Consider the following 24528-nt stretch of genomic DNA (forward strand, 5'->3'; position numbering starts at 1 on the left):
GGGACCGTCCCCGTCGGCAGGACCCAGTCCTCGATCGACAGGATCTCGGACGACATGCTGAGCGCGGCCAGAACCGGGTGATCGTGCTGGGACACGAAGCCCGGAACAATCACGTGATCGGCGAAGGTCGTGTCGACCTCGTAGGACTGATCGCCGAGGATCGCGACGGTATCCTCAAGGCTGCCAACCCAGAGGATGCGCCCGTCCACGACTGCGACCGCTTCCGCGGCGGGCCGTGCCGGGTCGAGCGTTACGATTTCTCGAGCAGTATAGATGGTAGCCTTTGGCGAAGCCACGAAGAGGCTTCCGACGTCCTGAAGCGAACCCGTCTGCGCCATGACCCGCCCCACGGGCGTTAGTGCCGTTGCTCCAGCAATACTGGCACGGACAAAGGTTCTGCGGTCTAAAATGGGCATTTTGAAAAATCTCCTCACCGACGAACGCGCGCACCTAGAGCGTACTCGAGATCCGGCGGAGCCAACAAACTTTCTAGTCGCAGTGGCAACTTTTTGCTTAGCATTGATCGAAGGTCCGGTTCGCGCCAGACGATTCAAAGGCGGCGCACTAGGGCAAGGTCGAAATGGGCTCGAAGCGGACCTGCGCCGACGCAGAGGAGGGCTCGACGCTCCAGACACGGTACATCGACCCCCTGCGGGTCAAACCGGCCGTTCGATCCTCTCGCAACCGCAGAGAATATCCACTTGCCACCCGAAAATGCATGGGCTGACACTGCTTGAGTGGTCACGAGGCACGGGGCCGCTTTGGGCTGAGAAAGTCTACCATATCCTGTTTCATATTGGCGTTGTGCACCAATATCGAAGCCATCGAGCGTGGTATCCCGATGCCGTTGTCGGGGTCAGATGCCACGCTCAAAGCACCAAGCCTTGGCTACGCAGGCGTGCGATTTCGGTGGCGATTACGTCAGAAAACGCCTGGCCCACCGCACTGAGCGGGCGGTCGCGGGGGGTGAATTGGGCGATGTCCCAAGCGATGGAGGGCAGGAGCGGGCGGTCCACTACTTGGGCTGGATCCAACAGGCGGCAGGCCACGGGATCAACGATGGCGAGTCCTAATCCCATTTCCACGAGTTTGACCACACCGCGCAGGTTGCGCATCTCGGCGGTGATGTTCCGCTGCACGTCGATGGTCTGCATGAGGTAATCGACTCGGGTGCGCAGTGGACTGCCCGGGGCCAGATCGACAAAGCTCTCGCGCCGCAGGCGGGGCAGGGGGATTTCACCCGGCTGGTTCAAAGGGTGATCCACTGGCAGGATGCAACGCGCTTCGCAGCGGGCCAAGGTGCGGGCCGTGGCGCCAAAAGATTCGGCCTCCAGGGTGATCCCCAGCGCCAGATCGCAACTGCGTTCCGCGATCATGCGCATCATTTCCTCCATTCCGACATCGACCAAGCGGATGCTGACACCGGGGTGACTGCGGCGGAATACGGCGATGGCATCCAGCAGAAACGTATCGCAGAATACTGGTTGGGCGGCGATCACCAGATGGCCGAGTTGCTTATTCGCGATAGCGGCTGCTTCCTCTTCAATGTCGCGCATGGCGGCGAGGGCACGCTGCACCGTCATGTGATATTGAAAGGCCTCGGGTGTTGGGGCCAAGCGGTTGCGTTTCCTGAGAAAAAGAGGAAAGCCCACGTGCTCTTCAAGAGCGCTAAGCAGGCGGCTGACGGCTGGCTGACCCAGCCCCAAGAATTCACCAGCAGTCTGCACGCTGCCGAGGCGCATGAAAGCATCAAAAGCCTCGAGTTCTCGCACTTTGATCATCTTGTTGCTCCCCTCAGTATGTATTTTTTGCATACTAGAGGTGATCCTTGTCAATATTTGAATACTGTGGAACAGGATCCCCATCGTAAACTCCGGTCGGGCTCCCGGCCGCTTTGTGGGAGGATACCATGAAAAAATTCATCTCAGGCTTTGCCCTGGCCGTCTCGATGGTCGCTGGCGCTGCCATGGCAGCTGACTATCCCGAAAAGGCCGTGACCCTGGTGGTTCCCTATGGCCCCGGCGGTGCCTCCGATCTGGCAGGCCGTGCCCTTTCCGAAAGTGCAAAGCCCTACCTGGGACAGCCTGTGACCGTGGTGAACAAGCCTGGCGCCGGCGGCATGAACGGCGCGCGTTTCGTTTCCGAAGCGGATGCGGACGGATACACGATGCTGCTGGCCCGCGTTGGCATGGCGCTGACCCCGGCCGTGAACCCGCAGGCTTCAGTCGATTGGGACGCGTACACCTTCGTGGGTAGCCTGGAAGCCACGCCGATGATCCTCGCGGTGAAGGGCGATGCCGCCTATGACAGCGCGGAAGATTTGGTTGCCGCGGTAAAAGAGTCCGAGGGTCGCATGGCCTATGCGGCCTCGGGCGCGACCGCAATCGATGGGTTCACCGTGCAATCGCTGCTGTCGGATGCCGGTCTGGATCCGCTGACTGCTGCGACCTTGGTGCCTTACAAGGGTGGCGGAGCACTGGCGACCGCGCTGCTGGGCGGTCACGTGGATTTTCTGGCGATCTCGGCGGGTTCGCTGATGCCGCATATCGAGAGCGGAAGCATGAAGCCGCTGATGGTCTTTGCTCCCAAGCGTATGGACAAGCTGCCCAAGGTCCCGACCGCGGCCGAGCTGGGATACGAGCAGGCTGGTCAAGTCACCGGCTGGAGTGCGCTCTATGCACCCAAGGACCTGCCGGAAGACGTGATTGCCAAATGGCAGGACGTGCTGGGCCAAGTGGCTACAGATGAGACTTGGCTGACCCTGGCCGAACGCCGCGGGTCAATCTCGACCGTGGGCGCCGTGGACATGCCCGCCTATGCCAAGGCGCAGTACGAACTGTTCAACGGCTTGGCGAAAAAGTTCGGCTACCTGCCCGCCGAATAAGCCTCCAGCGCTTTCACTCACAAGACCGGAGCGGCCCCGTTCCCATTCGGGCGGGCGGGGCTGTTCCTCCTACAGCGAAAGATCGAGCGATGACCAAACCTCTCTTTCGCGGCCTTTTGATCGCAGCCTTTTTTGCCCTTGTGGCCGCCGTGCTGATCCCGGTCTATGTGCCGCGCCCCGCATTCATTCCCGGATTTGCCCCTCCGCCCGATATGTGGCCGCGTACGGTGGCACTTATCGGAACCGGTCTGGGCCTGCTGGCCATTGTACAGGCAGTTCTGGGACGCGGCCTGCCAAACGAGGAGTTGACCGAGACCGATGGTGCTCCTGTTGCCACCATGGTGCTTCGGGCGCTGGGCGCCGCTGCTGCCTTTGCGGGCTTTGTTCTGGTGGTGCCGCTGGCCGGATTTCCCATTGCGGCTATGGCTCTGACGGGACTGTGCATCCTGCTCACCGGTGAACGCGGTCACGTCCTGTGGGCGCTGGCGATTTCCATTCTCGGACCGCTCCTCCTTCTGACATTTTTCCAGCAGGCGCTGGGCACGCAGTTTCCCAAAGGGATGCTGACGACGGCGATCGGGATCTGAAGGGACTGAAACCATGATGAATGACATTCTGATCGCGTTGCAGGCGGTCGCCACGCTTGAAAACCTCCTGATCATGGTCGCAGGTATCTGGGGCGGTGTGATCATCGGCGCCATACCGGGCATGACTGGTACCATGGCGGTTACGCTGGCGTTGCCCTTTACCTTCTACATGGCGCCGGTCCCCTCGATCCTGCTGCTGGTGGCACTTTACAAGGGGTCGACTTATGGCGGCTCGGTTTCGGCTATCCTGATCAAGACGCCGGGCACCGCCTCGGCCGCCTGCACCGCGCTGGATGGATATCCGCTGGCACAGCAGGGGAAGGCGGGCAAGGCGCTGAACATGGCGCTCTACTCGTCGGTTACCGGCGATTTCATTTCGAACCTATCGCTGATTTTCCTCGCCGCGCCGCTGGCGATGCTTGCGCTGCACGTGGGCCCCCCGGAATACTTCATGCTGATGCTATTTGCCCTCACCACGGTTGCCGGGGTGTCGGGAAATTCCCTGCTGTTAGGATTGGTCTCAGCCGCCATGGGCCTGCTTCTGGCCACTGCGGGAGAGGATATGTACGGTTCCTTCCGCTTTGCCTTTACCGATGACATGCAGGCGGGACTGTCGGTGGCGCCTGTTCTGATCGGTCTGTTTGCCCTGCCCGAGCTGATCAAGATGATCGTCATGCGGGCGGCCCCCGATCAGGAGACCGCCAAGCTGGGTGATCAGAAGGTCAGTCGCGCGGAATTCCTCAGCTCGCTGAAGTCGATCCTGCGCGGCAGTTCCATTGGCGTGATTATGGGGGCGATCCCGGGCATCGGTCCTTCGGCTGCGGCGTTCTTCTCTTATGGTGAAGCGCAGCGGAGTTCGAAAAACGGCAAGAACTTCGGCAAGGGAGAGCTGGAAGGCATTGCAGCCTCCGAAAGCGCCAACAACGGTGCCTGCGGGGCGACCATGATCCCGCTCCTGGCGCTGGGCGTGCCCGGTGATGTGATTACCGGCGTGATGCTCGGAGCCTTCATGATCCAGGGCCTGACCCCTGGGCCGCTGCTGTTCCAGACCAACATGCACGAGATCTACATGCTGTTCATCGGCATGCTGTTCTCCTCGGTGTTGCTGTTCGGGGCAGGCAAGCTGACGATGCGGATGTTCTCTTATGTTGCACATATTCCGCAGACCCTGCTGACGCCGACGGTGCTTCTTTTGTGCCTGTTCGGGATCTATTCGATCTCGTCCAGCATGTTCGACGTTACGGTACTCTTGGTGATGGGCTGCGTGGGCTTTGCCATGTTCCTGCTGAATATCCCGGCTGCTCCCTTCCTCATCGCCTTTATTCTGGGACCGATGATCGAAGAGAACCTGCGCCGTGCGCTGGCGCTTTCGCGCGGAGAGCCGGGCATTCTACTGTCCTCCCCGATCACCTGGGTGTTTGCTGCCCTGATTGTTTTTGTGGTGGGCCTGACCGTGCGCCGCGAAATCCAGAAATCCAAAGAACGAAAGGCCCTGATCTCATGAGCCAGCCAGCGCGAGCCATCGCCCCAAGCCATCCACAATTGGAGCAGGCCAAAGAGCACCTGCGGGCGCTGATCGGATTTGATACCGTGTCGAAAAACCCGAACCGGCCCCTGATCGAACATATGGCGGTCCATTTCCGGAAGTTGGGGGCGGAGATCACCCTTTTGCCGGACGAGAGCGGGCAGAAAGTGAACCTGGTGGCCCGGTTCGGCCCCGAAGACCAGCCGGGGGTTGTGCTGTCTGGTCATACCGATGTGGTTCCTGCCAATGAGGAGACCTGGCTCACGCCGCCCTTTTCCATGGATGAGCGTGATGGGCGCCTTTACGGTCGCGGCGCCTGCGATATGAAGGGTTTCGCGGCCTGTGTCATGGCCGCCGCGCCCACCTTTGCTGCAGCCGATCTGAAGCGTCCGCTGTACCTGTGCTTTTCCTATGACGAGGAAGTCGGTTGCCTTGGCGCGCCGGACATCGCCCGCCATCTGGCCGCGCTGCCGGTGCCGCCGGAGTTCGCCATCATTGGCGAACCCTCTGACATGAAGCTGGTCACTGGCCAGAAGGGCAAGATCGCCATGCGAGCCACTGTTACCGGCACCTCGGGGCATTCGTCCTTCTCCCCGCGCCATGTGAACGCGGTGGAATACGCCGGCAGGGTGTTGCAGCTGATTACCGAACGGGCCGCAGCGTACGAGACCGAGGGGCCGTTTGACGGAGAGTTCACCGTGCCTCATGCGACCTTGCTGGCGACCATGATCTCGGGTGGAGTGGCCACCAACGTGACCCCGGATCATTGCAGCTTTACCTTCGAGTTGCGTTCGATCGGGGAGAATGACCCGGAGGGAGAGATGGCGGCGCTGATTGAAAGCGCCGGTGAAATCAACGCCGAAATGCAAGCGCGTGCGCCCGGGTGCGGCATCACCTTCAGCCGCATCTTTGCCTATCCGGCGATGAACGATGCCCGCAACAGCGCCGGTTTTCGCGCGCTCTCGGATCTGATGCCCGAATATGGCGGTAAGGTATCTTACGGCTCCGAAGGCGGCGTGTTCGAACAGATCGGCGGTATCCCCTCTGTCATTGTGGGGCCCGGTTCGATCGAACAAGCGCACAAGCCCAATGAATTCGTCGAGATCAGCCAGATAGAGGATTGCTTGGAGTTCCTGGAGGAGCTCACCGTGCGCCTGAGTGAAGCCTGAAACTGATTTGGTCCTTCAAAGTGCGAGAAAACTGGTGGGCCGGGGTAAATACTCCGGTCTTTTGTCCTGGAATGTCGCAGTGCTCTAGCAGGATTAGGATGCATCACGAGTATTGTGGGGTTGCACAGGAAGACATTGTGACCGGCATAGGCTGCGATGAAGAGCAGGTCGAAAATACCTTTTAGCTCTCAGGACAATGTAGCGAAGTCCACCGGGATACAATTTGACCACGGGTTCCAGCTTTGAACAATCCGCTTCCTTCACACCAAATGGGATCAAACATGGCAGGATGGTTGAGGTAGATGGCGACGGCAGCAGGCTCCCGCAACCAACCTTAATTGGATACTCATGCGTGTTCTCATCAAGCCCTTCCACAGAAGGGCTTTTTGCGTTTTGAACCAAGTCGATGATTGCCGCCAGCGCGCCTTCAAGATGGGTCTACCTGACTGGCGGGATATCGGGGCGCCGAAAGAGGCGACGTATCCGAAGCCGAATAGGCGTTTGCCTCGCGGTGGTGCTGCTTACCTGTCACAGCAGCCAAGGAACCATTCAGTCCTGATCTCGGAGAACTGGGCTAAGACCCTTTTCCGTGCGACAAGGCTTCACAGCAGCAATGAGGCAGATGAGATGGGCCAAAACGGGTCCAAGGGGTTGTGAAACGGGATCGAAATTCTCATCCCGGCAAGAAACCCTTCAGCATTCTCCTAAAAAAGTAAGTAAAAATAGGAATGTACGACAGAAAACGAGCGTCACAGTTAACAATTTATACCCACTTCTTGCCCAAGAATGGCCGTTCTAACGCGTTAGACCGCCTGAACCCCAAGTCGCGTCAGGCGGCTTGAGTTGACAGCAACTTGGAGAGGCGGGTTCATGCTGCGCTATGTGTTTGCGACACTTATGGCCATGATGATTGTTGGATCAGCGCAGGCTGAGAAGGCAGGGGTCGGGGCCTGGGAAAATTCCAGCTATACCATGTTAAAATGGCTGGAAGATACGCCGGCGCTCGGGTGGTATTACAACTGGCGACCCGATCAGATGTATACCAGCCGCCGCCACCGACGCAGTGTGGAATTTGTACCCATGATCCACAACGTGTCGGATGTGAACAAGCCAATACAATCAGATTTGCCTGTACGGCATCTGCTGGGTTTCAACGAACCGGACGGCGAACGCAGACTGTCCGTTGCACGCGCGGCCGCATTGTGGCCCAAGCTGGAACGGCGTGGTCTGCGCCTAGGCAGCCCGGCCACCACACAGGGCGGAACGCTGGGGAAAAACTCCTGGCAACGCCGCTTCATGAACCAAGTCGAGGCGCGCGGGCTGCGTGTCGATTTTATGGCGGTGCACTACTATTCCACCAACGGAAGCGTGAGGGAATTTCGCGACTGGCTGAAAGCTGTTCACGCGGAATACAATCGCCCGATCTGGGTTACCGAATTTGCTTATGTTGACTGGCATCGACCCGGATCTGCGACCTATCGGAAAAATGCCAAATTCGTTGAAGATGCCATGCGCATGATGGAAGGTTTGCCATTTGTGGAAAGACATGCTTGGTTCGCCGCCAATCCCTACACTTGGAATGGCCACACTCCGCATCTGAACCTCGTCAACGACGATCTGACCCTGACCCCGACGGGGCAGGCATTTGACCGGACCCTCAGCCAACTGGAAGCCCTGCGCGTTTCCAGCCGGGAAAACTAGCGCACTATAATCTTGGTGTCGCCTGAGCATTCTGTATTTGGGTAGGATGCGGCCTGGTAATTCATTCAGCCTCATACCATTGCTAAGGCAATCGAGTTTGGATCGCCTCTGCGCAGGGCTTTGAAATTGAACCGTTTAGATAAGCCAATAGAGCGGCGCGTGTCTCCCGCTACCATAGGATCATACATTTGCCGCATCTGGATTCATTTGACAAAGGCGGCCTCAAAGGCGTCTAATAAAAGGGTAAATAGTGAGGGAAGGGAAATGTCCGTACGTCCTCCTCTATTGAAACGAATTGGCATCGGTCTTGTTGTAATTCTCAGCGCTACCGGGCCAGTCATTCACGCCCAAACAGCTGAGTTTGACGCCTTGCAAGAGGCTGCCGCAGACCCGGGCGCCGTTGACGCTCAACTCCAGCTTGGTGAAATCCTCCTTTATGGCAACAGGGGGCTGCCCCAGGACAAGGATCGGGGGATGGCGCTGATTTCACAGGCAGCGGCGGCCGATCACACGGCAGCGCAAGCGGTGTTGGGCAAAGTCCTGCTCGATGGCTTCTATGTCGAGGCGGACCCTGAAAGGGGGATGCGTCTGCTGCGCACGGCCGCTGACAAGGGCGATCTGCTCGCCGAGGAAACGCTGGGGCAGGCGCTTTTGTGGGGCGTGGGAACACCTGCTGACCCGAGCAAGGCGCGGGACTATCTGAGCTTGGCAGCGCAGAAGGGAGGCCCGGATGCAATGCGCATCCTGGGAGAACAACTCATCAGCGGCCGGATCATGGAGCAGGACCTTGCCACTGGTGTGCAGTTGCTAGAACGCGCGGTGGACACTGGCGATGCCGAGGCCAAGGTGGCTCTGGGCACTTTATTGTTCTTTGGTGGCGACCTACCCAAAGACCGTCCCCGCGCGACCGCACTTTTCAAAGATGCGGCAATGGCGGGCAATGGCGAAGGCCTGCTCCACCTTGGCGCGGATATGATGTGGCGTCAGAAAGACCGCAAGACCGCAAAGGCCCTGCTGATCCAAAGCGGGGAGCTGGGCACCGGCGCGGCCTGGGCGACCCTGGCTGAAGGGGCGATGTTTGGATACCTTGGGAAGGACCGGCGCGGGCAATTCGAAACCTTTGCCGAAAAGGCGCGTGCGGCAGGTGAACCCCGTATCGCTAAGCTGGAGGCGTTGCGACAGCTATACGGCATCAATATGCGCGCAAGCGGTCCAGATGCGATCGACATGCTTGAACAGGCGTCAGAGGATGGCAATCCCGAGGCGGCTAAATTTCTGATCCAGCTTGTCCGCGACGGTAACCGGCTCAATGTCAGAAAGTCACCAAAACAGGCTGCAAGATATCTGGAGCGCTATTCCCACCTTCTTGACGAGGCCGATCGGGAGCGGTTGGAGTTTACCCTGAAGCTGGCGGGCACGCGGCGGTCGGACCGGTATGACGAATTTCTCGCAGAATTCAAAAGTCGACCAGACCTGAAGAGCACCGACTTCGGCATGGATATCTTTGCCAGCAACCCGAATTTCGCGATTTTCGTCCTGCAATCCAGGTTCAAACAACAAGGCAAGGCTGTTGGCCCCCTAGACGGGTATGCAGGGCCACGCACCCTGAAAGCTTTGTGGAATGCCTGCCGGACCTTGCCGGATACCGAACCCTGTCAGGATACCGTGATGCAGCCCAGAGTCATCGGAGCGCTGCTGGCTCAACGATAATGTGCAGGGGCCGGAGTCCGGATTGACAGATGCTTGATTGACAGAAAAGGGTGCCAGATCCACCGGGGGCAGTCTGGCCGGGTTGTGCACCGTATGTGGCGCGCGCCGCAGACCTCCCGTGTCGGCGGCAGACTTGCTCCGCAAAAGCGGAGAGGTCATCTTTTCAAAAGATGTTGGTCTAGATCCGGCCGGGGATCGCGGCGATCACGGCTTTAGCCGCGATAGCAACGCGACTTCTGACCAAACCCTGCCGGAGAACAAATCCACGTGGCCCCGCCGCGCGTGCTCATCCAAGAGGCCCGCCGCGCCGCCTGACGTGCACGTGCTTCGCGTTTGCTCACCTTCTTGCCATTGGCCATCCAGTTGAAAGCATAAACATTCTCGACGCTTTGCTGTTCTGCCTCGGCGGCTGCAGTCATTGGGATCGCAGTGATTGCCACAATAAACCCAACACTGAGCGTCGCAGACACCCAATCGGTCGCTGTCTTCATAAACATTGCTCGCTGCCCCTAGCTTGCTCCGGTGGTTTCCCCACCATTGATGCGCTAAATTAAGGCATGCTTATGGTTAAGCAATGGTTGATTTGTGGCTGCTTTGTGAGTGGCGAATTTTTGCTAGTTGCCAACCTCCTGATCTTCGCCGATCACTCGGTTTTCCAGGCGCCAATCCGGCAAGCCATATCCATCTGGCCAGGGGTAGACCTCTTTCTGGTTGAAGTAGACCACACCGGACAACAGCGGTTTGTCGGGCTGTTGTTGCCGAACTTCCCCTTCCCATTGCGCCACGTAGGCGGCGCTGCCGACAAAGCCAAGCTCTGCAACGATGACCGGTTTGCCGAAAACTTCTACACGAGCATAGGTTTCGTCCAGCCACTGTTGGTACTTGCGCGCGCCGCCGAGAATATCGATCTCCCATTGCTCGAGACCGAAAATCGACAGGCCTACAATATCAACGTAGTCGTCACCGGGGTAATAATCCTCCAGCCCGTCATCCCCTGCGGGCGACCAGACAACAGTGATGTCGGGGGCCTGATCACGGCAGATGTCAATCATTCGCTTGTACGAGGTGATATAGTCTTCCGGATCCCAATCTGACCAAATGAATTGGCCTTCGTTGCGCTCCATTTCATGCGCCCACCGCACAGAGATCGGGCTTTGCAGATCCTTGAGCACCTGGCAGATGCCGCGCATATTGGCGTCATAATAGCCATTCAGGATGCCATTGCGCAGAAATTCCGGTGTGTTGCGTTCGTCCACGGTCCAGGTCCAGGGTTCGATCGTGACCATCAGGGCGCGCCCGCGTTCCAGCGCATATTCATCGGCATCCAGAAGGGAAATCAGCGACACGTCCTCCCAGGGCAGGAAGACATGCTCAATCACCGCATCGGGTTCGTCGCTATAATCTCCCTCAGGGTCAAATGCGCCATAGGGCATGTTGCCGGGCGGAAGAGGCGCAGCGGACAGGATGAGGGGAGATCCCGCGATTGCAATCGCAGCAAGTATGCGCCTCGCGCGAGAGACTGGTTTGAAACGTTTCATAGACCCGGTCCTCCTATACTGTGGTCACCGCACTGGGTTTCTTCGGTCACCACGCTGGGGTGCGTTCATCACCCCAGTCAAAATTAAACCTATATCCAAACGGATCTCGATGTGCGCTGCCAGCCCCTGCGACGTTGACCTGCACGTCGACGATTTGCACCGATTCAAGGCCAATCGACAGGGCATAGGCGCTTTCTGCTGCGCGGATCGTAAAGGCGCTGAACAGCAATGTCGCTGTGGTCGCCACAACCCCCGTCTGCACTACAACATCCCGCCACTGTAATCTGACGGGCCATCCGTTCTCGTAAAAATGTCTCAACACCGTCACGGTCAGTGTGGCGGTATAAAGGCTCCCGGAAAACAGCGTCAGGAGATAAAAACCCTGCGCCTGTTCCAGATGTTCCGCCAGCAATACCGGTAGGATACACCCTAAAGCCAAAATCGCATAGACCGCCCAGACCTTGACCGGCAAACGGGTTGGCCCGGTATTGCCCTTGGGGGTGATCCGGAAATCGACAAAGCGCCCTGTTAGGCTGTCTCGTAGGGCTGAAATGCAGCCCCACAATACCCAGGGCCATTGCAGCATCAGGAACAGGGTCCGCTCCCAGCTGATAAGGGGGGCATCCACGGGGCGGAAAACCTTCAGCCGCCGCAGGGCGCTTGCCAGCAGCAGCAAGGCCGCGATTTGTGGCACCGCGTGGAGCAGATACTGAGGAAACGTGATTTCCGCGTAACGGACATCGAACACAACCGCGAAAATGGGCAGCAGGTACATCAGCAAGAAAGTCACGCCGAAGATGGGATAGAGCATCTGACAGAACAGGAACTGCCATTTCAGCCGCAGTGGCAACTGTCGCAGATAGTGCGGCGTATGCACCAGCAACAGGGTCACCAGGCTGCGGGACCATTGGAACTCCTGAGTCGCAAGATCGGCCACCGTTGCCGGGCCGTCGCCGATGGCAATCGCATCCAGCGCATGCACCCCCCGCCAGCCTGCCGCATTGATCAGCATTGTTGTGGAATGATCCTCGGCCAGCTCAGGCCCCAATCCGCCAGCCTCCTGCAAGGCACGGGTCCGCACGGCGTAGTGGGATCCGATACACATCGGTGCAAACCCGGCGGTATAGCCCGCCTGCAGCACCCCGTGAAACGCTCCTTCGGTGTGGAGACGCGTGCGCGCCGCCCAGTTCCGGGAGGCGTTGGACGCACAGATGGATGGGGCGCTGACATAGCCCACATCCGCATCTGCAAAGGGGCGCAACATTTCGCGCAGGTAGCCCGGTTGCGGCACGTGATCGGAGTCTAGCTGGCTTACGATATCGTATTCCGCGTAGCCCCAGTGATCGTAGAAATAGGCAAGATTGCCTTCCTTGCAGCGTGCGCGCCTTGGCCAGGTTGCCTGATGATACTCTTCCACTCCTTTGCGGCTGGAAATCCTCACGCCGTGACGGGCGCACCAATCTATGGTGTCGGCGCTGGGGTCTTCATCCGCGAGCCAGGTGTCATGCGGATAATCCTGCGCCAGCATCGCCTCAAGCGTGGCCTGCACAACCGCGAACGGTTCTGAGGGCGTCTTGGTCACGATCATGGCCACGCGGAATTGCTCGGGCTCTGGATCGGGCGCGCAGGAGCGAACTGCGCGCAACGCGAAATAGACGAAATAGCATTGCAGGAAGCTCAGCCAGCCCAGCAGCCCGGTCACAAGGGCAAACCGCCACGGTGATGCGATGTGCTCAGGCGAGAACCACCATGTCCAGAACCACAGGGTCGCGCCCGCCCATATCCCCAGCAGGGCCCAGAACAGGACCCGTTTGCGTCCCACAATTATACGGGACAGGTTGCGATATCGGGGGTCACGCTGCGACATTGCATTTCAGCCCGAACCACGGGGCCGCATCTTCAATGATCTGGTCCAGCGAAGACAGCTCGGCCCGGAACCCCAGCACCTCGGCGGCGCGGGAAGGGTCTGCAGTCAACGACGGCGGATCACCGGCGCGACGAGGTTCGATCCGGATGGGCAACTTCCGGCCAGTCTTGGCCTCGATGGCGCGCACGATTTCAAGGATCGAATGCCCCCTGCCGCTGCCGAGGTTCAGCTTGATCGATGGCTTTCCCTGCATCAGGTGCTGCAGGGCCAGAACATGCGCCCTGGCCAGATCCGCCACGTGAATATAATCGCGAATGCAGGTCCCATCGGGTGTCGGATAGTCATCCCCAAAGATCGAAAGGACCTCGCGTCGCCCCGACGCTGCCATCAGAGCAAGGGGGACAAGGTGGGTTTCGGGATCATGTTGCTCGCCCAGCTCGCCTTCGGGATCTGCCCCCGCCGCATTGAAGTAGCGCAGGCAGGCAAATGTCAGATCCGTCACATGGGCGAGATCTTCCAGCATCTGCTCGCCAATCAGCTTGGTCCGGCCATATGGATTGATCGGCCGTTGCGGCGTTGTCTCGATGATCGGCAATGTCTCCGGCACACCGTAGGTGGCACAGCTTGAGGAGAATACAATCCGCTTGATGCCGGTCGCGCTTGCAGCCTTCAGCAAGGAGATCATGCCGCCGACGTTATTTTCGTAATAGGCGTTCGGGTGCTGAACGCTCTCTCCGACATAGGCGGAGGCTGCAAAATGCAAAATCGCGGTGATCTTGTGCTTTGAGATCGCGGCCGCAACCGCATCCTGGTCGCGTATATCGCCCTTTACGAAGGGGCCAAAGCGAACGGCCTCTGCGTGCCCGGTGGATAGATTGTCAAAGACAACGGGAAGGTACCCTGCCATTTTCAAGGCCTTGCAGCTATGCGAACCGATAAACCCAGCGCCGCCCGTAACAAGGATTGAGGAAGCTTGGGTCATTGTCCTGCTGGTGCCTCCGCTTCCTGATCTGCCGCCAATCGCTCACGGTACCACTCGATTGTGGATGCCAGCCCCTCGTCGAGGTTCACTTTTGGCGACCAGCCCAAGATCGTCTTGGCGCGGGTAATATTGGGTTTGCGTTGTCTGGGATCGTCCTGCGGCAGCGGCCGGAACGTGACACCTGCCCGCGACCGCACCATTTTGACGACCTTTTCGGCCAACTCCAGCATGGTGAATTCACCGGGGTTCCCCAGGTTCACGGGCATCTTCTCATCCGAAGCCATCAGACGGATCAACCCATCCACAAGATCGCTCACGTAGCAGAAAGAGCGGGTTTGCAAGCCGGTGCCATAGACGGTCAGATCCTCGCCTTTCAGGGCCTGCACGATGAAGTTTGACACAACGCGCCCGTCTTCGGGGTCCATGTTGGGACCATAGGTGTTGAAGATCCGTGCAATCCGCGTTTCAACCCCATTGTGGGCGCCATATTCCCAGAACAATGTTTCCGCCACGCGCTTGCCTTCGTCATAGCAGGCGCGGGGGCCGCAGGTGTTGACGCAGCCGCGGTAATTTTCATCCTGCAGAGAAATTTCCGGATCGCCATAGACCTCCGAGGTGGAGGACTGCAATATCCGCGCCTTCTTGCGGCGGGCCAGCTCAAGCAAATTGAGCGCACCCAGAAAACAGGTTTTGCAGGTATGGACCGGGCCTTCTTGATATCTGTCCGGTGAGGCAGCACAGGCCATGTTGTAAATTTCATCAACAGGCCCTGATATATCTAAGGGCTCACAGATGTCATGCTGGATCAGGCGGAAATGAGGATGCTGTAAAAACGGTGCAATGTTGCATCTGTTTCCAGTTTGGAAATTATCAACGCAGATAATTTCGTGTCCTTCATCAATTAAACGTCTGCACAGGTTTGATCCTACAAAACCGGCCCCGCCGGCAATAAGGATAACTTTATGATTTCGTGTAACGACACGCGGCATGATACTGGTACGCAAATCCACTCCTCCCCAAGAAGTGTCAGAGAAAAAAGCAACAATCGGCATAAATGCGAAATGGAAGTGCGTGATATTTCCGACGGTTTGAACTTGCCAGTTCAGCTGTCTATACGACCTCCGGATAAGAAGCCTGCCATAGTCTAATAAAATTTTCAACAAAATAAGGAGATTGGTGCAGGCAGCCTCGGCTTCATACTGAATATGGTGTGGCTTTCCACTTTTTGCCAAATTTGTTCCCGTATGGGTGGTTTGAATCAACGCGTGGTGGTGTCATTTATTACGAAATTTGCCGTAGGATTTAAGCAATTGACAGCTGCGTCAAAAAGGCCGCGTTAGCGATTCGATAGTGCTTCAGATTAATTTCTTGGGTAAAGTCGAGTTTGCGCTTTTACTGTGATGTGGGCGCCGTATTTGTAATTTTGACACGCATCCTGCCGACGGCTGTGGCTCGCCGCTGGGGCAGGGCGCATAATCAATAGAAAAGCTTGCGACGAGTGCGGTTGCTGACAGGAGGGTCTTCGGGGCTCTGTCGTATCAGTGCGCGCGCGCCGCCGATCCTTGAGCCTCCCCAAAACAATCTTGATCGCTGTTTGGCAGTGCATTGCGCAGCAATGTCACGAAAGGGGGGGCAGATGCGCGGTTTGTGGCCGCGTATGTTGTAATTCACGGGTGACGAGCCGCCTGAATCCTTGTGATCGGGAACAGGTTTTGGAGGTTATTCCGGAACCCTATGGATGGCGAATATGCACAGAATATGGGTTCAGGCGTTCGGGGGCCTTAGATCTTGTAGGCAGGCAACCCGTCCAAGGCCTCTTTCAGCGCTTGTCCCCAGCCCGATGAAATCGCCTGATAGGTCGGATCGTCGATTTCAATTCGGGAAATACTTGTCTGATCAAAGCTGTCGTTGTCATACACATGCACATCAAACGGCGGTGCGACGGAGAGGTTTGATTTGACGGTTGAATCGAATGAAACCAGCAAAAGCTTCAGCGCGTCCTCTGTCGACATTTCCGGTCCGAAGGCCCGCACGAGGATGGGTTTGCCGTATTTGGTTTCACCAATCTGGAAAAATGGCGTGTCATCGGAAATCTCGATGAAATTGCCTTCGGGGTAGACAAGGAACACCGTGGGCGCGCCGCCTTTGATCTGGCCGCCGACGATGACAGAGGCGCTGAAGGCATCCGACGATTGCTGCCCCTCAGGGGTGCTGTAGGAAATCACCTCGCGTAGGGTCGAGCCGACCAGACGGGCCACCTGGAACATGGTGGGCTGGTTCAGAATTCCGGGATCACGGTCATCGGCGGCTTCGGTACGTTCGCGCAGCAGGCTGATCAGGGCCTGTGTTGTTGCAAGGTTGCCCGCCGTCATGATCGTTATGCTGCGCTCCCCCGGGACGCCAAACGTGAACATCTTGCGCGTGGAGGCAAAGTTATCGACACCCGCATTGGTGCGCGTATCCGACATGAAAATAAGGCTATGGTTCAGCCGCATCGCCACGCAGTAAGTCATAGGGGGTCACCAACAGATCAAGATCGCGAAACTTTCTTACTGCTGCACCTGTAAAGATACAATGAGTGACTCCTCACCGTGCCCTATCCGCAGGCCTGAGATCGGCGCAGCATCATGGGCGTCGCGTCCGATGGCAAGCCGCACATAGCGCTCATCCGGTGAGATCTGGTTAGAGACGTCAAAGCCGACCCATCCCAGCCCTGTGATATGGGCTTCAGCCCAGGCGTGGCTGGCATCCTGATCGATCCGGTCGTCCATGACCAGATACCCGCTGACGTAGCGCGCCGGAAACCCCAGCAGGCGAGCTGCGGAAATGAAGATATTTGCGTGGTCCTGGCAGACACCGCTGCCCTGACCCGCAGCCTCTTCCGCCTTGGTTTCGGTGTGGGTTTCATTGAGCGTATAGGGCACGGCGCCAAGGACGGCCGCGGACAGCAGGTGCATCTTTTCCAGCTCGCTCCCCTGGTCCGGCACGTTGTCTGCGATGGCTTTGATCAGCGGGCCAGCCTCGGTCAGGGCGGTGGATTGCTGGAAATACCAAAGCGGGGCACGACCATAGACAGGGCCAAGCACCCCGGCTTTGTCCTCGGTGTCCACCTCGCCGCGGGCGGTTATCGTCAACCCGGTTGCCCCTTCGTCCGCGCAGATCAGGCTGACGCGGTTGCCGTGATGGTCACGATAGCTTGCCACAACGCTGCCGTGCTCCACATCGATGTCCCAGTTCCTGACCTGTTGCAGGGGGCCGTCGACAGGTTGCAATCGAACCTGTTGCAGGGCGCCGGAGACGGGATGATCATAGATGTAGGTGGTGTTATGGGCGATCTTGATGCGCATCTAACTGATGAACCTGTATTCTTGTTCGATCCTCGTGCCGATGTCGGCGATATCGATGATCGATTGCGATATGAACTCGTGAAGCCCGTCTTCGAAGATGGATCCGATGTCCCGGTGCTGCAACCGTGCCTGCAAGGCACGCGCTGCCTTCAGGCTGCCACTTTCCTCGCCTCCGGTGGGGCAGAGGGCCGCAAGATTCGAGGTGATGTTGCAGGCACAGAACGCCATTGACCGGGGGAAGCGTTCGTCGAGCAAAAGAAACTCTGCGATGCTGGCAGCGTTGAAATCATCGTCAAACGCGTGCCGAAAGGACCGGTGCGCCGAGACCGAGCGCAGGATCATTTCCCACTGGACATTATCGAGCCTGCTTCCGACGAAGGACGGCGATGGTAGAAGTGCGTGATACTTTACATTCACAATCCGCGCGGTGCTGTCCGCCCGTTCGATAAAGGTGCCAAGACGGCAGAAATTATAGGGATCATTACGCAGCATGGTGCCGTGCAAGGCCCCGCGCACGAGAGCGGATTGATGGCGGATCGCCTCAAGCGTCTGCGGCAGGTCCGCCTCAGAAACGGGTGTTTTAAGAAGATCCGTCAGCACCATCCAGGTTTCGTTCACGGCAATCCAGACTTCGGTCGTCAATGCGGTGCGGACAAGTCGCGCATTGTCTCGCGCTGCCTTGATCACCGACAGGACCGAGCTTGGGTTGCTTGGCTCCCGCAGCAAATAATCGCTGACGTTCTGGCTGGTGTATTCGAGATGCCTTGCGTCAAAGCCCTGTTTTTGCGCTGCGGCAACAATGATCGACCGCCAGTCCGATGCTGGATCCGTGGAGCGCGTCAGGGCAATACGGAACCCCGCTTCGATCAGACGTGCGGTGTTTTCGGCCCGTTCAAGCCCGCGGAACATCCAGTAAAGACCGCCTGCAGTTTTTCCCAGCATATCAGCTCTCCAGGACCCAGGTGTCTTTGGTACCGCCGCCCTGGCTTGAATTGACCACAAGGCTGCCCTCGGTCAGGGCAACGCGGGTAAGACCGCCCGGCGTAATGTTGATCTCCTTGGGTGAAACCAGCGCAAAGGGCCGCAGGTCGACATGGCGCGGGGCCAGGCCCTTTTCAGTGAAAACCGGCACGGTCGACAGGCTCAGCGTGGGCTGGGCAATATAGTTGGCCGGGCGCGCGATCAGTTTTTCCCGGAAGGCTTCGATTTCCTTCTTGCTGGCCGCGGGGCCAACCAGCATGCCGTAGCCGCCCGATCCGTGCACCTCCTTCACCACCAGGTCGGAAAGGTTATCCAGCACGTATTTCAGACTGTCCGGCTCAGAGCAGCGATGCGTCTCCACGTTCTTCAGGATCGCTTTTTCGCCGGTGTAGAATTCAATGATCTCGGGCATGTAGCTGTAGATTGCCTTGTCATCAGCCACCCCCGTGCCCGGCGCGTTGGCTATGGTGATGTTGCCCGCGCGATAGATATCCATGATGCCCGGCACGCCCAGCATGGACTGGGGGTTGAACGTCAGCGGATCAAGGAAATCATCATCGACACGGCGATAGATCACATCGACGGTGCGATATCCGCGTGTCGTGCGGACCTTGATCCGTCCGTCGATGATGCGCAGGTCGTGCCCCTCGACCAGTTCGACCCCCATCTGATCGGCGAGAAAGCTGTGCTCGTAATAGGCCGAGTTGTGAATTCCCGGCGTTAGCACCACGACAAAGGGACGCCCTTCGCAATTCGGCGGCGCCGATGCCTCAAGCGAGGCGCGCAGGTTCTTGGGGTAGTCGCTGACCCGCTGCACCTTGATCTGGCTGAACAGCTCCGGGAACATCTGCAGCATCGTCTCGCGGTTTTCCAGCATGTAGCTGACCCCCGAGGGCGTCCTTGCATTGTCTTCAAGTACGAAGAACTCGTTCTCGCCCGTGCGCACGATGTCGGTGCCGACGATATGGGTGTAGACGCCGCCAGCGGGAGTAAAGTCGATCATCTGCGGCAGAAAGGCATCGTTTTGCGCAATCACAGAGATCGGCACGATGCCCGCCCGCAGGATTTCCTGCCGGTTATAGATATCGTGCAGAAAGGCATTGATCGCCCGCACCCGCTGATCAACGCCGCGGGCAAGGGTGCTCCACTCCCGGTTCGATAGAATCCTGGGTATCAGGTCGAAGGGGATCAGCCGTTCTTCCGCATCATCCTGGCCATAGACATTGAATGTAATGCCGGTGCGTCGGAAAAATCGCTCCGCCTCTTCGGATTTCTGGGCAAGGCGCACAACGTCCTGCTGGTTGAACCATGCATGGTAGCGGTCGTAGGGACCCCGCACACCGTTTGAGCGACACATTTCGTCGAAAAATTTATCTTCACTCGTCATACCTAACCGTTGCCAGACACTTGGCTAAGCACAAGGCCTGACGACAGTGGCGCCTCTGTGGCGTCCCTATGATGCCTGTTTTTTGGGCGTGGGTGCGTGTTTATGGGCAGGCGCCAGATTGCGGCTCTGATCCCGCTGGGGTCTATTGGCTGAGAACAGGTGCAACGCAAACCGACCGGCAGGAGCAGAGAATGACTGAAGACGAGCTGTCAAATGTTAGTCCAAAGGCTGTTGCAACTCCGCCATCATGCACCTCCGCTCACAAGTCGAGCTCGATTGTGTCAGAGCCTTTGGCCGGAACCGAGCAACAGAGCAGTGTTTCACCCGGCGGCGGGGTGATAGACGGGTCCGTTGTATAGGTGGTGGTGCCACTTTTCAGCCGGGTGCTGCACATGCCGCAAGTACCCGAGCGGCAGCTGAATTCCGGCGTCAGCCCATGGGCTTCGGCCATTTCCAGCAAGGACCCGTCTTCTGGTTGCCATGGCATTTCAAACCCGGATTTCGCAAAGCGCACGATCGCTTGCTCCGCGGCAGGTTCCACAGGCTGAGGTGCGGTGGCTTTCTTGCGGACGAGCGATGACGGGCCAAACGCCTCGGCAAAGATGCGGCTGTCTGGGACACCCAGTCTCAAAAGGCTGTCATAAATCGCCTGCATGAACCCTTCGGGTCCACAAAGGTGGAAATCAAAATCGTCGAGCCACAGCGCCTGGCGCAGGATATCATCGTCGATGACGCCGGTTTTCCAGACCGGACCTTTCGCAGCGCCCTTGGCGGGCTTTTCCGACACCAGCGGCAGGTAGCGGATCTGTCCGCCAGAAGCCTGCGCCAGTTCATCCAACTCTCGTGCGAAGGCCTGGACCTTGGTGTTGCGGGCGGAATGCAGCACCGTGATTTGGCGGCGATGCCGGGTGCGCAGACCTTCGCGCAGGGCATGGCGCACCATCGCAACCATCGGCGTGATCCCGACACCGCCTGCGATCAGGACTGCGGGGCGTGTGGCAGAGGCATCCAGCGTGAAACCGCCGCGCGGCGCCTTTGCCTCCAGCTGGTGGCCGCTCTGGATTTTTTCGTGCAGGTGGCGGGAGACGCGGCCCTGTTCCTCTTTCTTCACCGAGATCCGGTAGAAGGGTTCCCCGGGCGCAGAAGAGACGGTGTAGGTGCGCAGTAATGGGGTGTCCTCTCCGGGAAGCGGCACCCGCAAGGTCAGGAACTGCCCGGCCTCGAAAGGCAGAAGCGGCAGGCCATCCGCCGGTTCAAGGTAGAAGGACCGGATCTCCGCGCTTTCGTCCTCGATGCGGGACACCCTGAAGGCGCGCCAAGCGTTGCGGTGCTCTTCGGCCTTTTCGCGCGCATCTGCATCGGTCCAGGTGTCGGTCAACAGCGTGTTGGGGGAAAAGGCCCCTTGGCCTGCGCGGAAGGGCAGCGCATTCTCGGTCCAGAGGCCATGATGGAAGGTGAATCGCCAGCCGCGCTGCGCCCCCTGGAAGGAGGAGATGACGGGAACATCCGCTTCCAGAAGCTCTACGGTTCCGGTCAGCTGCAACAGGGTCCCGGTCGCAAAATCCGGGATCAGCAGCCCAGCACGCGGGTTCAGCAGGAAATTTCCCAGCGTGTTGTAGTAGTTGTTCCCCGGAAATTCGGGAATGGTCAGCGTATTGCCTTCGACGTGGATGAAACCGGGCCGACCGCCGCGGTGGGAGACGTCCACCCCTTCTCTTTCAGGAGTGTCGCCTGCCGGGATATGGCTGGAGACAAAGAAAGTATCGGCGGCTTCGATCCGCGACCGGACGCGTCCTTGCAGATCTTTGATCGGCTCTGACTGACTCCGGACGTCTCGGATGTCTGCCGCTTCGAGCTGGCGAAGCTGGATATACTGCGGGCAATTGCCGAAGGACTGGTCCACCTTCAGGGTGAGCGCCTTTTCGGACAGGGAGGCGATGCGGCCATTGACCCGGTTGCGGCGGCGACTGTGCAGTTCGATCCCCAAAAGGCCCAGCCGGGCCCCGGTGCGCAATTCCGAATGAACGGGGTCGCCCTCAGCAGCGGACAGGCTGATTGTCAGATGCTCGGCGTCGGGGGAGTGGATGAAGCCCGGGGCACCGGTCAGCAGGGTGGCCCAGGGCCAACCCTCTGCATCAACGGCACCTGCCGCGATAAAGGGCAGCTGAGCGTAAAACTCCCGGTGCTGATCTGGCATGAATGGGCGGATAACCCGGCGGCCGAAGACTTCCATGGCGGCGCGTTTACCTGTGCGGCGCTGCATTTCCTGTTCGCCTTCGTGGAAGGGCGAAAATACGTTTGAGACAGAAGAAGACATCGGACCCTCCGGGGTATCTGTTGTTGTGATATTGGCAGTGCCCGGGGGTTAGGCTGCGAGGCCGACCTTGGTCACGGGCATGGCTTTGAAGCCTTTCAGACCTTCGACATTGGCCAGCAGGCGCCGCAGGTTCGGGTAGGCTTCCAGCGAGATGCCACCTTCGGGCGCATGCGCGCTGTAGGAATAGATGGCGATGTCGGCGATGGTCGGCTCGGTGCCCACCAGGAATTCACGACCTTCCATATGCGCTTCGATCTTGCCAAAGGCGGTTGCGGCCGTTGCCGCACAGAATTCTGCGTCAAACGGTGCGTTGAAGACGTTGATCAGCCGCGCTGCTGCCGGGCCAAAGGCAATCTCTCCGGCGGCGAGGGTAAGGAACTTTTGTACTTCGGCTTCCAGAACCGGATCAGAGGGCAGGTAGGCCGGTGCATATTTACGCGCCAAGTAAACTAGGATGGCGTTGGAGTCAGCGATTACTGTGTCGCCGTCTTCGATCACCGGCACTTGCCCGGCGGGGTTCAGGGACAGGAACGGCTCTGCCTTATGGGCACCTGCAGCGAGATCGACGGTGATCATCTCGTGCTCAATTCCGGCAAGGTTTGCGAACAGCTCTACGCGGTGCGAATGGCCGGACAGGGGGAAGCCGTGAATGCGGATTGGTTGGGTCATGGTCTTTTTCCTTGGATACTGATGTTTCAAGTAGGCAAGGGGACTCTATGCTAGCGTTCTTTTGGCGATAATTGACTTTCTTGCGGAATTACTGTGTACATTTTGTGGATTAACTTGTCGCCGAAAGGATGCGCGTAACCGCAAGCACAGGTACGGCTGTTGCGGCCCGAACCTCTTTCACGGCCAGCTCTGGCGCACCACGACGACGTGGGGCCACCGACCGGCAAACCGGCGGCGCCCTTTCAGAATGACTCACTTGGAACCGCGCCGGATTTTATCCGATCACTTCCGTTCTCAGAGTGTTGCTGTTGTCTCGCGCGTGCCCGGCGATCTGCTCCAGAGGCGCGAACCACACATCGCCCCGTTCCAGAACCGCCTCCAACTGACGCTCCATCTCGCGCCAGCGCGCCAGACGACCGGTCAGGAAGGGATGCAGGACCGGCATCCAGAACCCTCCCGCATCGTACATCGCCTCGAATTCTTCAAAGAACGGCGCGATCCCCTCGCGCGGGCCGCGCACCGGCATCAGGTAGTCGATCTCGGCAAAATGTGCGAAGGGCGGCCAGTCGTCGGTCCCCCAATGCGGCGGCATCTCGATGATGCTGCCTGTGCCTGTTTTGACAAGATAGGGCAGTTCATCCGCCATCATCGAGCTGTCGTATAGGAATTCATGCGCGATCAGCCGGTCCACCATCGCAGGCGTGATGCTATAGACCGGCGCGCGATAGCCGCGCGGTTTGCGGCCCGTCAGTTTGACATGCACCTCTAGGGCGCGTTCGAACAGTTCCGCTTCTTCGGCATCGGAATGCCCCATCGGATCCTCATGGCGCCAGGAGTGATGGCCGATCTCATGCCCGCCTTCAAGAATGGCCTCGACCGTCTTTGGGTAATTTTCCATCACCCAGCCCGGCATGAAGAAAGTCTGGGTCAGGCCAAGTCGGCGATAGGTCTCCAGAATACGGGGAACCGCCACCGTCGGCCCGTAGCGCCCCATGGAAATCGGCTGGAGCCGCAACTCTGCATCATCGCGGCAGGCATCCCGGATCAGGGAATCGGCGTCGATATCAAAGGTGATTGCGGCCGCACATGTCTTGCCATGGGGCCATTTGATGGGATGTAGAAACATGTGAATCCTTGTCTGGTCTTGCCGTGCGCCGGACTATCCGCCGGTCAGGACGTTGCGATGTGGAGCGAAAACAGCGCCTCAAGGTCGCGGCGGAATCGGCGCGCGATCTCATCACTGTTGATGTCGTCCGAACTGATGAACTGGATGAAGCGAGCGTTCTGAAGGTGGAACAGCGCCTTGCCCAAGCCTTCGGCATCGACCGAGGGCGGCAGGTCCCCCGCCTCTTGCAGGGCCTTGATTCTGCGCACCAGCACCTGCGCCAGTTCCTGATCCAGTTCGAAATAGGTCTGGCTGAGCGGCGATCCCCCGTTGAGAGTCACCGCAGAAATCACCTGGCGCCAGATCTCCTTTTCCAGGTTGGACATAGCGTGATCAACGATGGTCGATGCAAACTTCGCCGCGATTTCGATCAGATTGCCCGATTCTTGGGCAAGCTCACGGTCCAACCGGTCGATCAGCTGCGCATCGCTTTGCGTGACCATGGCAAGAAGAATGCCCGCCTTGGTGCCGTAATACTTGTGCACGGTGACGCCGGAAACCCCGGAGGCTTCTGCGATCGCTTCGATCGTCGTCTTTTCAAATCCCTGTTTTAAAAAGAGTTTTCGGGCGGATTCGACGATGCGCCTTTGACGGTCTTCTTTCTGTCGTTCTCTCAAACCCACGGTCGGATACTCCGGTTTTCTGCTGTTACGGGGCCATCTAATCAAACACCACATAGGTTAGTCCACTTAAAAAATT

The 24528-nt window shown here is 58.6% G+C and carries 20 protein-coding genes; 6 read left to right on the forward strand and 14 right to left on the reverse strand.

What is annotated here, in order from left to right:
• Positions 1-869: 869 nt before the first annotated feature.
• On the reverse strand, positions 870-1865 hold the full coding sequence (locus SM766_RS18080; RefSeq protein ID WP_368948675.1) for a LysR family transcriptional regulator: 996 nt from the start codon (positions 1863-1865) through the stop codon (positions 870-872).
• A gap of 44 nt (positions 1866-1909) precedes the next feature.
• On the opposite strand from SM766_RS18080, the gene SM766_RS18085 reads away from it, so the two are divergent.
• The 6 genes from SM766_RS18085 (at position 1910) to SM766_RS18110 (ending at position 9576) form a co-directional block, all read left to right on the forward strand.
• Positions 1910-2884: a Bug family tripartite tricarboxylate transporter substrate binding protein gene (locus SM766_RS18085; RefSeq protein ID WP_368948676.1), complete on the forward strand. Its 975-nt coding sequence runs from the start codon at positions 1910-1912 to the stop codon at positions 2882-2884.
• An 89-nt stretch (positions 2885-2973) separates the two neighbouring features.
• Complete coding sequence (locus SM766_RS18090) at positions 2974-3471, forward strand: tripartite tricarboxylate transporter TctB family protein (protein WP_368948677.1); 498 nt, start codon at positions 2974-2976, stop codon at positions 3469-3471.
• A 13-nt stretch (positions 3472-3484) separates the two neighbouring features.
• On the forward strand, positions 3485-4975 hold the full coding sequence (locus SM766_RS18095; RefSeq protein ID WP_274835138.1) for a tripartite tricarboxylate transporter permease: 1491 nt from the start codon (positions 3485-3487) through the stop codon (positions 4973-4975).
• Positions 4972-6165 (forward strand): acetylornithine deacetylase, encoded by a 1194-nt coding sequence (argE, locus tag SM766_RS18100; protein WP_368948678.1) that lies wholly within the window; start codon positions 4972-4974, stop codon positions 6163-6165. Before SM766_RS18095 ends, argE begins: the two co-directional genes overlap by 4 nt.
• Before the next feature lie 870 nt (positions 6166-7035).
• Entirely contained in the window at positions 7036-7866 is an 831-nt protein-coding gene (locus tag SM766_RS18105; protein WP_368948679.1) for a glycosyl hydrolase, read from the forward strand.
• 126 nt (positions 7867-7992) lie between these two features.
• On the forward strand, positions 7993-9576 hold the full coding sequence (locus tag SM766_RS18110) for a tetratricopeptide repeat protein (protein ID WP_368948680.1): 1584 nt from the start codon (positions 7993-7995) through the stop codon (positions 9574-9576).
• 212 nt (positions 9577-9788) lie between these two features.
• Here the strand turns inward: SM766_RS18110 and SM766_RS18115 are convergent, their stop codons facing one another.
• The 13 genes from SM766_RS18115 to SM766_RS18175 form a co-directional block, all read right to left on the reverse strand.
• Positions 9789-10067 carry a hypothetical protein gene (locus SM766_RS18115; RefSeq protein WP_065272797.1) on the reverse strand — a complete coding sequence of 93 codons (279 nt, stop codon included), beginning with the start codon at positions 10065-10067 and terminating at the stop codon, positions 9789-9791.
• A gap of 123 nt (positions 10068-10190) precedes the next feature.
• Positions 10191-11114, reverse strand: coding sequence for a glycoside hydrolase family 26 protein (locus tag SM766_RS18120; protein WP_368948681.1), 924 nt, complete (start codon positions 11112-11114; stop codon positions 10191-10193).
• Between the two features lie 46 nt (positions 11115-11160).
• Entirely contained in the window at positions 11161-12981 is a 1821-nt protein-coding gene (locus SM766_RS18125; RefSeq protein ID WP_368948682.1) for a glycosyltransferase family 2 protein, read from the reverse strand.
• On the reverse strand, positions 12968-13963 hold the full coding sequence (galE, locus tag SM766_RS18130) for a UDP-glucose 4-epimerase GalE (RefSeq protein WP_368948683.1): 996 nt from the start codon (positions 13961-13963) through the stop codon (positions 12968-12970). The genes SM766_RS18125 and galE overlap by 14 nt, the downstream gene beginning before the upstream one ends.
• On the reverse strand, positions 13960-14952 hold the full coding sequence (locus SM766_RS18135; RefSeq protein WP_490363371.1) for a UDP-glucuronic acid decarboxylase family protein: 993 nt from the start codon (positions 14950-14952) through the stop codon (positions 13960-13962). Before SM766_RS18135 ends, galE begins: the two co-directional genes overlap by 4 nt.
• 792 nt (positions 14953-15744) lie before the next feature.
• On the reverse strand, positions 15745-16476 hold the full coding sequence (locus SM766_RS18140) for a proteasome-type protease (protein ID WP_368948685.1): 732 nt from the start codon (positions 16474-16476) through the stop codon (positions 15745-15747).
• 36 nt (positions 16477-16512) lie between these two features.
• Positions 16513-17310 carry a transglutaminase family protein gene (locus SM766_RS18145; RefSeq protein WP_368948686.1) on the reverse strand — a complete coding sequence of 266 codons (798 nt, stop codon included), beginning with the start codon at positions 17308-17310 and terminating at the stop codon, positions 16513-16515.
• Positions 17311-18252, reverse strand: a complete 942-nt coding sequence (locus tag SM766_RS18150) for an alpha-E domain-containing protein (protein WP_368948687.1) — start codon at positions 18250-18252, stop codon at positions 17311-17313.
• A 1-nt stretch (position 18253) separates the two neighbouring features.
• Positions 18254-19678: a circularly permuted type 2 ATP-grasp protein gene (locus SM766_RS18155; protein WP_368948688.1), complete on the reverse strand. Its 1425-nt coding sequence runs from the start codon at positions 19676-19678 to the stop codon at positions 18254-18256.
• Positions 19679-19937: 259 nt separating this feature from the next.
• Positions 19938-21995 (reverse strand): pyridoxamine 5'-phosphate oxidase family protein, encoded by a 2058-nt coding sequence (locus SM766_RS18160; RefSeq protein ID WP_368948689.1) that lies wholly within the window; start codon positions 21993-21995, stop codon positions 19938-19940.
• Positions 21996-22043: 48 nt separating this feature from the next.
• Positions 22044-22664 (reverse strand): glutathione S-transferase family protein, encoded by a 621-nt coding sequence (locus SM766_RS18165; RefSeq protein ID WP_274830219.1) that lies wholly within the window; start codon positions 22662-22664, stop codon positions 22044-22046.
• A 274-nt stretch (positions 22665-22938) separates the two neighbouring features.
• On the reverse strand, positions 22939-23790 hold the full coding sequence (locus tag SM766_RS18170) for a polysaccharide deacetylase family protein (protein ID WP_368948690.1): 852 nt from the start codon (positions 23788-23790) through the stop codon (positions 22939-22941).
• A gap of 44 nt (positions 23791-23834) precedes the next feature.
• Positions 23835-24452, reverse strand: coding sequence for a TetR/AcrR family transcriptional regulator (locus tag SM766_RS18175; protein WP_274837834.1), 618 nt, complete (start codon positions 24450-24452; stop codon positions 23835-23837).
• Between the last annotated feature and the right edge of the window lie 76 nt (positions 24453-24528).

This window comes from Pseudophaeobacter sp. A-200-2, from assembly GCF_041008815.1.
Taxonomy (GTDB): domain Bacteria; phylum Pseudomonadota; class Alphaproteobacteria; order Rhodobacterales; family Rhodobacteraceae; genus Phycobacter; species Phycobacter gallaeciensis_A.

Coding starts and splice junctions, on each gene's coding strand:
- SM766_RS18155 (WP_368948688.1), bottom strand. CDS start 19,678: ATGACGAGTGAAGATAAATTTTTCGACGAAATGTGTCGCTCAAACGGT.
- SM766_RS18105 (WP_368948679.1), top strand. CDS start 7,036: ATGCTGCGCTATGTGTTTGCGACACTTATGGCCATGATGATTGTTGGA.
- SM766_RS18140 (WP_368948685.1), bottom strand. CDS start 16,476: ATGACTTACTGCGTGGCGATGCGGCTGAACCATAGCCTTATTTTCATG.
- SM766_RS18080 (WP_368948675.1), bottom strand. CDS start 1,865: ATGGGGATCCTGTTCCACAGTATTCAAATATTGACAAGGATCACCTCT.
- SM766_RS18160 (WP_368948689.1), bottom strand. CDS start 21,995: ATGTCTTCTTCTGTCTCAAACGTATTTTCGCCCTTCCACGAAGGCGAA.
- SM766_RS18145 (WP_368948686.1), bottom strand. CDS start 17,310: ATGCGCATCAAGATCGCCCATAACACCACCTACATCTATGATCATCCC.
- SM766_RS18150 (WP_368948687.1), bottom strand. CDS start 18,252: ATGCTGGGAAAAACTGCAGGCGGTCTTTACTGGATGTTCCGCGGGCTT.
- argE (WP_368948678.1), top strand. CDS start 4,972: ATGAGCCAGCCAGCGCGAGCCATCGCCCCAAGCCATCCACAATTGGAG.
- SM766_RS18090 (WP_368948677.1), top strand. CDS start 2,974: ATGACCAAACCTCTCTTTCGCGGCCTTTTGATCGCAGCCTTTTTTGCC.
- SM766_RS18115 (WP_065272797.1), bottom strand. CDS start 10,067: ATGAAGACAGCGACCGATTGGGTGTCTGCGACGCTCAGTGTTGGGTTT.
- SM766_RS18120 (WP_368948681.1), bottom strand. CDS start 11,114: ATGAAACGTTTCAAACCAGTCTCTCGCGCGAGGCGCATACTTGCTGCG.
- SM766_RS18170 (WP_368948690.1), bottom strand. CDS start 23,790: ATGTTTCTACATCCCATCAAATGGCCCCATGGCAAGACATGTGCGGCC.
- galE (WP_368948683.1), bottom strand. CDS start 13,963: ATGACCCAAGCTTCCTCAATCCTTGTTACGGGCGGCGCTGGGTTTATC.
- SM766_RS18135 (WP_490363371.1), bottom strand. CDS start 14,952: ATGCCGCGTGTCGTTACACGAAATCATAAAGTTATCCTTATTGCCGGC.
- SM766_RS18095 (WP_274835138.1), top strand. CDS start 3,485: ATGATGAATGACATTCTGATCGCGTTGCAGGCGGTCGCCACGCTTGAA.
- SM766_RS18125 (WP_368948682.1), bottom strand. CDS start 12,981: ATGTCGCAGCGTGACCCCCGATATCGCAACCTGTCCCGTATAATTGTG.
- SM766_RS18085 (WP_368948676.1), top strand. CDS start 1,910: ATGAAAAAATTCATCTCAGGCTTTGCCCTGGCCGTCTCGATGGTCGCT.
- SM766_RS18165 (WP_274830219.1), bottom strand. CDS start 22,664: ATGACCCAACCAATCCGCATTCACGGCTTCCCCCTGTCCGGCCATTCG.